We start from the raw sequence: 12,768 nt of genomic DNA, 5'->3' as shown, positions 1-12,768 counted from the left end.
CCCCCGGGCCGCCACCACCGCACAGGCATCCTCCAGCGACCACACCCCCGCCACATGCGCCGCCGCCAGCTCACCGATCGAATGACCCGCCACCACCTGCGGCACCACACCCCACGAGACCAGCAGACGGAACAGCGCCACCTCCACCGCGAACAGCGCAGGCTGCGCCCACACCGTCTCATCAACACGGCCCCCGCCCGGCCAGGACGGATCACCCTCACCCCGCACCACCGCAGCCAGCGAACCCCCAAGATGCACATCCAACCCCGCGCACACCTCATCGAACGCCGCCGCGAACACCGGAAACACCTCATAGAGCTGACGGCCCATCCCGACCCGCTGCGCCCCCTGACCGGTGAAAACAAGACCAACCTTGCCCGCAACACCCGCGACACCGCTCACCACACCGGGCAGATCACGGCCCTCCGCCAACGCACCCAGCCCAGCAACCAACTCCTCACGGCCCGAACCCAGCACCACCGCCCGATGCTCCAGCACCGCACGCGACGACACCAACGACCAGCCCACATCCACCGGACGCACACCCGACCCGTGCCCAACGAACGCGGCCAGCCGCCCCGCCTGACCCGCCAACCCCGCATCCGAACGACCGGAAACCACCCACGGCACCAAAGGCAACTCCGCACCGGCAACACCATCCGCCGCGCCCGGAGCCGCCTCCGGAAGGAGCGCACCCTCGACACTCGGGGCCTGCTCGATGATCACATGAGCATTGGTGCCGCTGATGCCGAACGAGGAGACCCCGGCCCGCCGTGGGCGGTCCTCCGTCGACGGCCACGGCACCGCCTCAGTAGCCAGCCGCACCGCCCCCGCATCCCAGTCCACCTGCGAAGACGGCCGCTCGGCGTGCAGGGTCCTCGGCACTTCTCCGTGTTGGAGGGCGAGGACGAGTTTGAGAACGCCCGCCACACCCGCGGCGGACTGGGCGTGCCCGATGTTGGACTTCACCGACCCCAGCCACAACGGCCGATCTGCCGGACGACCCTGGCCATAGGTGGCCAGCAGCGCCTGCGCCTCGATCGGATCACCCAGCCGCGTCCCCGTACCGTGCCCCTCCACCACATCCACATCAACCGGCTCCAGGCCCGCGTCAGCCAACGCCGCCCGGATCACCCGACGCTGCGACGGACCATTCGGCGCAGTCAGACCGTTGGAAGCACCATCTTGATTGACCGCACTGCCCCGCACCACCGCCAGCACCTTGTGACCGTTGCACTGCGCGTCGGACAGGCGTTCCAGTACCAGGAGGCCGGCGCCTTCGCCCATGCCCATCCCGTCGGCCTGGTCGGCGTATGCCTTGCAACGACCGTCGGCGGCCAGTCCCCGCTGGCGGTCGAACCAGTCCAGCCAGGACGTGGTGGCGTGCACGGTGACGCCGCCCGCGAGGGCCAGCTCGCACTCGCCGGACCGCAGCGACCGGACGGCCAGGTGCAGCGCCACCAGCGAGGAGGAGCAGGCGGTGTCCACCGTCAGCGCGGGGCCTTCGAGTCCGAGTGTGTAGGCCACCCGGCCGGAGATCACGCTGGGGGTGATGCCGGGCTGGAGGTGGCCCGTGAGTTCCTCGGGCGCATGGCTGCCGTATCCGGACGGGGACGCGCCGGCGAAGACGCCGGTCGCCGAGCCCCGCAGACTCCCCGGGTCGATGCCGGCGCGCTCGAAGGCTTCCCAGGAGAGTTCGAGCAGCAGCCGCTGCTGCGGATCCATCGCCAGCGCCTCACGCGGGCTGATCCCGAAGAAGGCGGCGTCGAAGTCCCCTGCGCCGGTGAGAAAACCACCGCCGCGGGTGGACAGCCCGCGGGTGGACAGCCCGGGGGTGGACGCATCGTGGCTCGCGGAGGCTGTGTCCTCGTCAACCCCGTCGGGGCGGGTGCCGTGCTGTCGGGAGAGGTCCCAGCCGCGGTCGGCGGGGAGTGGGGCCACTGCTTCGCCGCCCGCGGCCAGCAGCTCCCACAGTTGTTCGGGGGTGCTGAGGCCGCCCGGGAGACGGCAGCTCATCGCCACGATGGCAATGGGCTCGTCGTTACCTCCCGCAGGCGCCGGTGCCCGGGTGGAGTCGACGGAACCGGCCGAAGGGGCGTGGCCCTGCGCTTCGCCGTGCAGGAAGTTGGCGAGCGCGAGCGGTGTGGGGTGGTCGAAGATCAGCGTGCTGGGCAGTTGGAGGGCGGCCGAGGTGCTCAGCCGGTTGCGCAGGTCGACCCCGGTCACCGAGTCGAAGCCCAGTTCTTTGAAGGTACGTGCGGGGTCCAGGGCCGCGGGTGCCGGATGGCCGAGTACGGCTGCGGCCTGCGTGGTGACCAGATCCAGTACGAGCTGGTGCTGTTCGGGCTCCGGCCGGCCGGCGAGCTGTCCGCGCAGCCCCCGCCCCGCGGTCGTGCCGGTGGCGGCGGTGAGGTCCGCGGCCTGCGGCTCCGCCGCCGGTTGCGTGGGGGCGTCGGCGTCGAGCCAGTACCGCTCGTGCTGGAACGCGTACGTCGGCAGCTCCACCCGCCGTCCGGTCGGCAACACCGCCTGCCAGTTCACCGGCGCCCCGTTGACGAACGCCTCCGCCAGCGAAGCCAGCAGGCGCTCGGCACCGCCGTCGTCCCGCCGCAGGGTTCCGCAGACGGCGCCCGGCACCGCGCCAGGACCGGCCTCCTGGGCGAGTGTCTGAAGGGTGTCGTGCATGGCACCGACCAACACCGGGTGCGGCGTCACCTCGACAAACACCTGATGCCCCTGACCAGCCAAAACCCGCACCGCACGGTCGTAATGCACCGTCGCCCGCAGACTGCGATACCAGTACCCGGCGTCCAGCTCCTCGCCGGACAGCGTCTCGCCAGTCATCGCCGAGACCATCGGAACCCGACCCCGACGCGGGGAAACCCCGGCCAAAACAGAGGTGATCTCCTCCTCCAGCCGGTCCACCTGCGCCGAATGGGAGGCATAGTCCACCGCGACCATCCGCGCCCGGCCACCCGCCGCCTCGAACTCCGCCCTCAGCTCCTCAAGGGCCTCCGGTTCACCCGAGACGACCGTGGCCGACGGCCCGTTGACCGCCGCCAGAGACAGCCTGTCCCCGAAACGGACCAGGCGCTCCTGGACCTCCGTCGCCGGACGGCTGACCGACAGCATCCCGCCCGCACCCGCCAGCACCTTCAGCGCACGCGACCGCAACGCCACCACACGCGCACCGTCCTCAAGCGACAGCATCCCCGCCACCGTCGCCGCAGCAATCTCACCCTGCGAATGACCCACCACAGCATCCGGCACCACACCCGCCGCCTCCCACACAGCGGCCAGCGACACCATCACCGCCCACAACGCAGGCTGGACGACATCCGCCGACTCCAACGCCGGAGCACCCTCCACACCCGCCAGAACATCGCTGAGCGACCAGTCCACATACGGCGCCAACGCCACAGCACACTCATCAAGACGCGCCGCGAACACCGGCGAAACCCCCGCCAGCTCCCGACCCATCCCCACCCACTGCGAACCCTGACCAGCGAAGGCAAACACCGGCCGAACACACGGCCGTGCCACACCGGACACCACCGAACCAGCCGGAACACCCGACGCCACGCTTTCCACGCCACCGAGCAACTCGGCACGCCCCGTGCCCACCACGACAGCCCGGTGCTCGAAGACCGAACGCGTCGCCGCCAGGGACCACGCCACATCAACCGGCCGGACAGCCGGGCGAAGCGAAACCCACTCCCCCAGCCGCCCCGCCTGCGCCGCCAGGCCCGCGGCCGAGCGGCCGGACACCAGCCAGGCACTGACCGTTTCGGCAGCCGACACCACGGGCTGTGCGGCTGCCGGTGCGGGTGCGCTCTGCGTGGTGGGCTGTGCCGGACGTCCCGGACGTGCTGGATGTGACGGACATGCCGCCGGGCCCTCTTCCAGAAGGAGGTGAACGTTGGTGCCACCGAGGCCGAAGCCGGAGACGCCTGCGCGGCGGGTGCGTGCACCGGCCGGCCACGGTGCCGGAGCGGTCAGCAGCCGTACCCCGCCGGAGGACCAGTCCGCCCCGGGGGTGGGCTCGTGTGCGTGCAGGGTCGCGGGGAGTTCGCCGTGTCGCAGGGCGAGCACCATCTTGATGACGCCCGCGACACCGGCGGCGGCCTGGGTGTGGCCGATGTTGGACTTCACCGAGCCCAGCCACAGCGGCCGACCCTCGGGACGCTCCTGACCGTAGGTGGCCTGCAGCGCCTGCGCCTCGATCGGATCGCCCAGCCGCGTCCCCGTACCGTGCGCCTCCACCGCGTCCACCTGGTCGGCGGTCAGGTGCGCGTCGGCCAGTGCGCGGCGGATGACGGACTGCTGGGCGCTGCCGTTCGGCGCGGTCAGCCCCTCGCCGGCGCCATCGGAGTTGATGGCCGAACCGCGCAGCACGGCCAGCACGGGGTGGCCGTTGCGGACGGCGTCGGACAGGCGCTCCAGGACGATCAGGCCGACGCCTTCGGACCACACGGTGCCGTCGGCGGCGGCCGAGAAGGGTCGGCAGACCCCGTCGGCCGACAGGGCCCGGAGTCCGCTGAAGGCGATGAAGTTCCCTGGGGTGGACATCACGGACACTCCGCCGGCCAGCGCCAGCGAGCAGTCGCCGGTCCGCAGCGCCTGCACCGCGAGGTGGATGGCGACCAGGGAGCTGGAGGCGGAGGTGTCCACGGTGAGCGACGGGCCGTGCAGTCCCAGCAGGTAGGAGATCCGGCCGGACATCACGCCGGGTGAGGTGCCGGTGAACAGGTGGCCCTTGGCGCTGCCCGGTGCGCTGTGCGGCCGGGGACCGTACTCCCTGGGCTCGGCGCCCACGAACACGCCGGTGCGGGTGCCGCGGATGTCTGCGGGGAGGATGGCGGCGTTCTCCAGCGCCTCCCAGGATGCCTCCAGGAGCAGCCGCTGCTGGGGGTCCATGGTCTGGGCCTCGCGCGGTGGGATGCCGAAGAAGGCGGCGTCGAAACCGGCGGCGTCGTCGAGGAATCCGCCGCGGGTGAGGTAGGTCGTCCCGGTGCCGTCCGGGTCCTGGCCGTGGAGCGGGCCGAGGTTCCAGCCGCGGTCCTGCGGGAAGTCGGAGAGCCCCTGTCCGCCTTCGGCCAGCAGCTTCCACAGGTCCTCGGGTGAACGGACCCCGCCGGGGTAGCGGCAGCTCATACCGACGATCGCCAAAGGCTGTGCGCCGGTTGCGGCGGTGTCCTTCAGGGCCGGCCCATCGGTGTCGTTCACAAGTCCCTCGGCATTCCGGAAGTTGACTGCGGTACCCGCTCGCCGGTCCTTCGGCCGGGAACGGGGCCGAAGGACCGGGCGGCTGCCGCGGGCAGGCTCAGCGAAAGGGGTGGGAGAAAGGCGTCGGGCGCGGCGGGCGTCCGGCCCGTCGTGCCCGGGCGGCGGGCCCGGCGGGCGGGCCGCCGGGCGTTCGGCGCGTCAGCCGACGGGGGTCTTCTCCCCGGTGTCGGGGGCCAGCTCGGGGGCGATCAGGCGCATGGTGGACGGTGCCGCGCGGTGGTCGGCGAGCAGGTGCAGCCGCTGGACGCCCTCTCCGGCGGCGGCTTCGAGCGCGGCGAGGCAGGCGCAGGCGTCGTCGGTGAAGCCGGCGAACCGGTAGGCGATGTCCATCATGCGGTTGCGTTCGGTGCGCCGGAAGTCGGCGGTGAGGTGCGCGTCGGCCCGGGCCGCCTGGTCTATGAGCCAGTTGAGGATCACCGAGCCGGCGCCGAAGCTGACCACCCGGCAGGAGGTGGCCAGCAGCTTGAGGTGCCACAGCCGCGGGTGGCGCTCCAGGAGGAGGACGCCCACCGCGCCGTGCGGGCCGAAGCGGTCGGTGAGGGTGACGGTCAGCACCTCGTGGTCGGGGTCGGCCAGCAGCGCGCGCAGCGCGGCGTCCGGGTAGTGCACGCCGGTGGCGTTCATCTGGCTGGTGCGCAGGGTGAGTTCCTCGACGCGGGAGAGGTCTTCCTCGTCGGCCCGCTTGATGGTCATGACCAGGTCGAGGCTGCGCAGGAAGTCCTCGTCGGGGCCGTTGAAGGTCTCCTTCTCGGCGTCCCGGCGGGCGCCGGCCTGGTACATCTCGCGGCGTCGGCGGGCGTCTACGGTGACGGTCGGCGGGCTGAACTCGGGCAGTCCGGTGAGCGTGGTGGCCTGTTCGGCCGGGTAGCAGCGGACGTCCGGGGCGCCGTAGGTGACCTCGGCGCGCTCGGCGGGCTGGTCGTCGATGAACGCGATGGTTGTCTCGGCGAAGTTCAGCCGCTCGGCTATCTCGCGGACCGCGTCGGACTTGCGGCCCCAGCCGATCCGGGGGTGTACGAAGTACTCGGCCAGGCCCAGCTCCTCCAGCCGCTTCCAGGCCAGGTCGTGGTCGTTCTTGCTGGAGACGGAGTGCAGGATGCCGCGGGAGTCGAGCTCCACGAGGGTGTCCAGGATGCCGGGGAACGGTTCGACGCTCGAATCCTCCAGCAGGGTGCCGTCCCAGATGGTGTTGTCCAGGTCCCAGACCAGGCACTTCACGAGGGTTGTCTTGTCGGCCACGAGTTCTCCTACGGGCTTCGCTCGCGTGGCCCGCGGACGACGCGGGCCGAGGGGGGAGTCAAAGGGGCGGGGACGGCGGGGGGCCGGCGGGTCAGCCGGTCTTCGTGGTGGACAGCACGTGGTCGGCGAGGATCAGCCGGCAGATCTCGTTGCTGCCCTCGATCAGTTCCATGAGCTTGGCGTCGCGGAACGCGCGGGCCACCACGTGGCCGTCGGCGGCGCCGGTCGAGCCGAGCAGTTGGACCGCGGTGGCGGCGCTGCGGGCGGCCTGCTGGGCGCTGACGTGCTTGGCCAGGATGGCCATGGTGCCCATGTCCGGGGCCGCGGCGTCCCACTGCCGGCTGGCGTGCTCGCAGGCGCGCAGCGCGACCTGTTCGGCGACCAGCAGGTCGGCGAGGTGCCCGCGTACCAGTTGGTGCTCGGCCAGGGCCACGTCGCCCTGGTGGCGCTGCTGCGCGTGCCGGCCGGCCGCGTCCAGGCAGGCCCGCAGGATGCCGACGCAGCCCCAGCCGATGGACACCCGCCCGTAGGTCAGGGCGGTGGTGAACAGCATGGACAGGGGCTGTCCGCCGCCGCCGAGCACGTGTGAGGCGGGCAGCCGTACTTGGTCCAGCCGGATGTCGGCGTGTCCGGCGGCCCGGCAGCCCATCGGGTGCGGCACCGGCCGGATGTGCACACCGGGCGCGTCGACGGGGACGATCGCGGCGGCGGCGCCGTCCCCGTCGCCGTACCGGCCGATGATCAGCACGAAGTCGGCGTAGCGGGTGCCGGTGACCCACTTCTTCTCGCCGTCGATGACGTATCCGTCGCCGTCGGCCTTGATCCGGGTGAGCATGGCGGCCAGGTCGCTGCCGGCGCCCGGTTCGCTGAAACCGACGGCGGTGAGTTTGCCGCCGGTCAGCTCGGCGAGCAGCTCGCGCCGCTGGGTGCGGTCGCCGAAGCGCTGGACGGTCCAGGCCACGATGCCCTGTGAGGTCATCACCGAGCGCAGTGAGCTGCACAGGCTGCCGGCGTGGGCGGTGAGTTCGCCGTTGGCGGCGCTGCTCAGGCCGAGGCCGCCGTGGTCGGCGGGAACCTGTGCGCACAGCAGGCCGCGGGCGCCCAGGGTCCGCAGCATCTCGACGGGAAGTTCGCCGGCCACGTCCCAGTCGGCGGCCCGGTCGCCGACGAGCTCGCTGATCACGGCGCGCCCGTCGGCCAGGAGGTCTGTCATCTCAGTGCGCCTCCGCCGTGCCCTGCAGCCGCAGTACCAGGTCGGTCATGGTCTGCACGGTGCGGAAGTTGTCCAGCTTGAGGTCGCCGCCGACGATGGCGATGTCGTACGCCTCCTCCAGGTGGACGACGAGTTGCATGGCGAACATGGAGGAGACCATGCCGGAGGAGAACAGGTCCTGGTCCGGCTCGACGGTGGTCTGGATCCGCTCGGTGAGGAAGTCGAGCAGTTCCTTGTGCACGGTCTCGGCGGTGAGCGTGGCGTTTTCGCCTTCGACGGTCATGATGCGGCCTTTCCGTAGTCGTAGAAGCCCCGGCCGGTCTTCCGGCCCAGGTGGCCGTCCCGCACCTTGGCGAGCAGCAGGTCGCAGGGGCGGCAGCTCTCGTCCCCGCGGCGTTCGTAGAGCACGTTGAGGGAGTCGACCAGGTTCTCCAGGCCGATGAGGTCGCCGGTGCGCAGCGGTCCGGTGGCGTGGCCGAGGCAGCCCTGCAGCAGGTTGTCCACCGTCTCGACGGAGGCCACGCCCTCCTGGACGAGCATGGCCGCGGTGTTGATCAGTGGGTGCAGCAGCCGGTTGATCACGAAGCCCGCGGAGTCCTCGACGACGAGGGATTCCCGGCCCAGGACCGTGAGCAGTGCGGTGGCGCGTTCCAGGGCGGCGGGGGAGGTCCGCGGGCCCCGGATGACCTCGACCATCTTGATCATGTAGGCGGGGTTCATGAAGTGCACGCCCAGGAGGTCTTCGGGGCGTGCCGTCCAGGCGGCCATTTCCTCGATCGGGATGCAGGAGGTGTTGGAGATCAGGGTGGTGCCGGGCGCGACGAGCCGGGAGGCCGCGCCGAGCACCTCCTTCTTGGCCTCGGCGACTTCGGTGACGGCCTCGACGACGGTGTCGGCGTCCGCGATGTCGTCCAGCGCCGCGGTGACGGTCAGCGTGCCCTGCGGGCGGTCCGCGGGCAGTACGTTCATCAGCTGGGCGTGCCGCAGCTTGTGCCGTACGGTGCCGTCCGCCCGGCCGAGGGCGGCCTCGTCGGTCTCGACCAGGACGACGTCGACGCCGTGGCCGAGGGCCAGTGCCGAGATGTTCGTGCCCATCACGCCGGCGCCGATGACGGCGAGCCGGTGCTCATCGAAAGCAGTACTCATGGTCTCTTCCCTGGTCTCTTCCCTGGGTTCGGTGGGCCGGTCGCGGTCGGCCGGTGGTGGCGCGGCCGGCGTCGGCCGGTTCCGGGTCATCGGCGCACCCTGGCGGCCAGGGCGGCGGGGGTCGGGTGCTCGAAGACGTCGCGCAGTTGGAGGGCGATGCCGGTGAGGTCCTCGACCTTCTGCGTCAGTACGGCGGCGAGCAGTGAGTGGCCGCCCGCGTCGAAGAAGTGGGTCTGCGCGGTGACCTCGCAGCTCAGCAGTTGCTGCCAGATCGCGGCGAACTCGCTGACGAGTGGGTCGTCGGCCGCCGCGTCCGGGGCGGTGGGCCCGGCGGCCGTGTCCGCGGCGGGCTGCTCGCGGGGGTGCCAGACGAGGGTGCCGTCCGGCTGCCACTGGGCGAGCCGCCCGGTGCGGTGGTGGCGCCCGTATCCGGGGTGGTCCGGCAGGGCCGGGCCGTCCGGTGTGTCCAGGGCCGTCCCGGTGCCGGCGAGGCAGAGTTCGCCGCGCACCCCGACGGGCAGCTCCCGTCCGTCGGGGGCGGCGACGAACGCCCGGGTGTTGCCGATCGGGCGGCCCCGGCGGGTGTCCTCGGGGGTGGTGACCCGGCCGGAGAGGGCCCAGCCGGTGGTCTGCGGAGCGCCGTAGCCGCAGTACAGCCGGCAGTCCGCGGCGAGCAGCGCCTTGGCGGTCGGCGCGGACAGCTCGTCACCGGCGACCAGGACGGTCAGTCCGGGCAGTTGGCCGCCCAGCTCCTCCAGCAGCCGGGGCGCGGTGCCCGGCGGTACGGCCAGCACGTCCGCTCCGTGCCGCTCGGCGGTCGCGCGCAGGGTGGCGGCGTCGGTGCGGGCCTTCTGGGGGGCCGGTACGAGCCGACCGCCGACGCCCAGCGCCAGGGCGGCGTCGAAGAGCGCCGCGAAGGTCCCGGGCCGGGCCAGGCTCAGCACACCGGTGCCGGGCCCGACGCCGAGCTCCCGGGCGAAGTGGGCGGCGGTGTCGGCGATACCGGCGTGGCTCAGCACGGCGGCCGGTTGCTCCTCGTCCTCCTCGTCTGCGGGCAGCCGACAGGCGGGCGTGTCTCGTCGGGGTTCGTCGCCGTGCGGGTCCGCGGGCGCGCCGGGCCGCTGGGGGCCGGTGCCGGGGAACGCGGGCAGCGGCAGGGCGGGCGTCAGGTCCGACCCGGCGGGCAGGTGGACTCCGGCTCCGGTGAGCACGGTCTTCGCCGCAGCCTGCGTCAGCCGCCTTGTCTGCCGAGCCGGTTCCTCGCCGGGGTCGAGCGGGAGGCAGACGGCGCCGGCCCGCCAGCAGCCGAGGAGCGCGGCGGCCGTCTCGCCCGGCGCCGCCGCGACCGCGACGACCTCTGCGGGCCGCACCCCGGCGTCCGCCAGCATCTCGCGGACGGTGTCCGCGGCCGCGTCCAGCTCGCCGTAGGTGATGCTCCGGTCGCCGTCCAGCACGGCCACGTCGGCCGGCCGGCTGCGGGCCCAGGAGGTGAACGCCGCCTCCAGCGTGGCCGGTCGGCCGTCCAGCGCGGTGTCGTTGGCCCGGTCGACCGTCTCGCGGTCACGCTCGCTCCAGCCCGCTGTCTCGCCGAGCGGCCGGTCCGGGTCCTGGGCGGCCGTGACGAGCAGCGCCTCGAAGCGGGACAGCAGGGCCTCGGCGTCGGTGCGGGTCAGCGTCCGGGAGTGGCGCAGCATCAGCTCGGCGCGGGCCGGGGAGCCGACCAGTTCCAGGTCGAACTTGCTGTGCGGGTTCTCCACCGTCAGCAGCCGGGCCGGCATCCCGTCCACCCGCAGCTCGCCGACGGGCGCGTCGGGGAGGAAGTTGAACAGGTGCCGGAAGAGCTGGGTCTGCCAGGACGTGCCGATGCCCGGCAGCTCTCCGGCGAGTTCGTCCACCGAGGTGTGCGCGTGCGCCATCGCGCCGAGGAAGGCGTCCCTGGCCTGGCGGGCGAGCGGGCGGAAACCCTCGGTGAGGTCCACCCGGATACGGATGGGGACGACGTTGACGTGGTAGCCAATGGCGCCGGTGCCGGCCCCGCGGACGTCCACCGGGGAGCCGATCACCAGGTCCGGACCGGCACCGTGGGCGGCGAGCAGCGCGGCATAGGCGGCGAGCAGCACCGCGCCCATCGGCGCCCGCGCGGCACGCTGCAGCTCGACCGCGGCCTGCTGGGCCCGGGGGCCGAGCGTCCGCACGGCGCTCTCCCCGGCCAGTACCGGCTGCCGCCCGCGCGGGGTGCCGCACCACAGGTCCAGGCCGGTGGGGTCGAAGCCGTCCAGGGTGCGGCGCCAGTGGTCGAGGTCGGCGGGGCGCGGCGCGGCCTCGGCGAGGGCCGGGACCGGCGCGACGGCCTGCTCGGGCACCGGGAGGCCGGCCGCGACGGCGTCGTAGACCGGGACGAGCGCCTGCAGCAGGACACCGACCGAGACCATGTCGAACACCAGGTGGTGCACGGCCACGCAGAGCACGTCGCCGTCGGCGATGGTGGCGGTGGCGACCCGGATCAAGGGCCGGCCGTCGAGCGGGAAGGGCCGGTCGACGAACGCGGTCAGGTCCTCGGCCAGCGGCCCGCCGGACAGCTCCAGCGGCTCCACCGGGACGGCGAACTCCCCGGCGGGCACGGTCTCCTTGAGCAGGTCGGCGCTGCTCGCGCGGAACACGGTGCGCAGCACCTCGAACCGGCCGGCCACCACGGCCAGGGCCGCGCCGAGCACGTCCGGCCGCAGCCGGCCACTCACCTGGAGCGCCAGTCCCAGGTTGTTCACCCCGGTGCCCGGGACCAACTGCTCCAGCAGCCAGAGGGCCTTTTCCTTGTTCGTGGTGGCCGTGCCGTTCGCGGCGGACGTGCCGTGCACGGGAGGCGCGCTGTGCGCGGTGGCGGTGCCGTTCGCAGGGGCGGTGTCGTCATCGGTGGCCGTGTTCGCGGCCGCCGGTCGGGGTGCGGATTCCGGGGCGCGTGCCGAGAGGTCCGGCTGGGAGTTCATGCCGGTCAGAATTCGGTGTTGGCGAGCAGGGCGCGCACGGTCGACGCATCCCGCAGGAGATCGATGTGGCGGGTCTCGACGGGTATGCGCCGGCCGATCGCCGCGGTGGCGGCGTTCACGACGGTGGTGGCGCCGGCCTTCTCCAATTCGGCGTAATCGGCCGAGGTGAGGCCGAGCGCACCGCCCCAGGCAGCGACCGGGTCGATCCGGGAGGAGGCCGAGAGCCAGGTCATGTACGACTCGAAAAGCAGCACCATCTCTTCGCAGCGGGACTCCGACAGGCCGATCCGGCGAAAGCCCGAGGTGGCCAGCTCCCGGTACAGCTCGACCATCTGCTCGGCCGCCTCCGCCATTCCGATCGACGGGGTGGCGACGATCTCGACGGCCCGCTTCCGGCCGTCCTCCGCCTCCTGCTCGCTGAGCACCGCGGCGGCCTGCCCGATCATCTTGTGCATCTCCGAGGCCAGCAGCGGCAGATCGGCGAGCTGCGCGTCGAACAGCACCACCTGGGGCATCCTGCCCTGCACCGCTGCCAGCCGCTCGGCGATCCGGGCTGCGTAGACCGCGCCGACGCAGTAGCCCAGCACCGCCACGACCTCGTACTTCTCCCAGTCGCCCGACCGCATCCAGTGGTCGGTGTAGAAGTCGCCGGACGGCCGGTCGGACAGCCGTACCGGCGGCGGCGAGGTCTGCAGCACCCCGTGTCCGGACCAGGCGGTGCCCATTCCCCTCACCAGGTCGTCGAGGCCCGCCTCGTGACGGCCGGCCGCCGGGAAGTCGACGCCGAGTATCAGGGAATTCGAGGCAGGCTCGGCTATGACGCTCCAGGCGTTCTCGTTCGGCACTTCTCATCCCATCATCGGAGTTGGCTGGCTGGTTTCCCCGCGCCGCAGCCTGCGG

Annotated in this window: 7 protein-coding genes; all 7 read right to left on the bottom strand. The window is 72.6% G+C overall.

The annotated features are described in order from the left end of the window. The coding region (locus tag AB0A97_RS35740; protein ID WP_361158280.1) for a type I polyketide synthase at positions 1 to 5,226 on the bottom strand (5,226 nt) is incomplete at its 3' end. A gap of 198 nt (positions 5,227 to 5,424) precedes the next feature. After that, positions 5,425 to 6,525, bottom strand: a complete 1,101-nt coding sequence (locus tag AB0A97_RS35735) for an HAD-IIIC family phosphatase (RefSeq protein WP_361158277.1) — start codon at positions 6,523 to 6,525, stop codon at positions 5,425 to 5,427. A gap of 91 nt (positions 6,526 to 6,616) precedes the next feature. Beyond that, the gene (locus tag AB0A97_RS35730; protein ID WP_361158274.1) at positions 6,617 to 7,738 is read right to left on the bottom strand and encodes an acyl-CoA dehydrogenase family protein; all 1,122 of its coding nucleotides are present in this window, start codon (positions 7,736 to 7,738) and stop codon (positions 6,617 to 6,619) included. Position 7,739: 1 nt separating this feature from the next. Continuing rightward, the gene (locus tag AB0A97_RS35725; protein ID WP_361158272.1) at positions 7,740 to 8,021 is read right to left on the bottom strand and encodes an acyl carrier protein; all 282 of its coding nucleotides are present in this window, start codon (positions 8,019 to 8,021) and stop codon (positions 7,740 to 7,742) included. Next, positions 8,018 to 8,884 carry a 3-hydroxyacyl-CoA dehydrogenase family protein gene (locus tag AB0A97_RS35720; RefSeq protein ID WP_361158270.1) on the bottom strand — a complete coding sequence of 289 codons (867 nt, stop codon included), beginning with the start codon at positions 8,882 to 8,884 and terminating at the stop codon, positions 8,018 to 8,020. The genes AB0A97_RS35725 and AB0A97_RS35720 overlap by 4 nt, the downstream gene beginning before the upstream one ends. Positions 8,885 to 8,970: 86 nt before the next feature. After that, on the bottom strand, positions 8,971 to 11,868 hold the full coding sequence (locus AB0A97_RS35715; protein WP_361158267.1) for a condensation domain-containing protein: 2,898 nt from the start codon (positions 11,866 to 11,868) through the stop codon (positions 8,971 to 8,973). A gap of 5 nt (positions 11,869 to 11,873) precedes the next feature. Further along, positions 11,874 to 12,713, bottom strand: a complete 840-nt coding sequence (locus AB0A97_RS35710; protein ID WP_361158264.1) for a hypothetical protein — start codon at positions 12,711 to 12,713, stop codon at positions 11,874 to 11,876. Between the last annotated feature and the right edge of the window lie 55 nt (positions 12,714 to 12,768).

The sequence above is a fragment of the Streptomyces sp. NPDC045470 genome (genome assembly GCF_040646595.1).
In the GTDB taxonomy this organism is placed as follows: Bacteria; Actinomycetota; Actinomycetes; order Streptomycetales; family Streptomycetaceae; genus Streptomyces.
The sequence above is the reverse complement of the archived record's forward strand: the minus strand, read 5'-3'. Positions and strand labels throughout refer to the sequence as shown.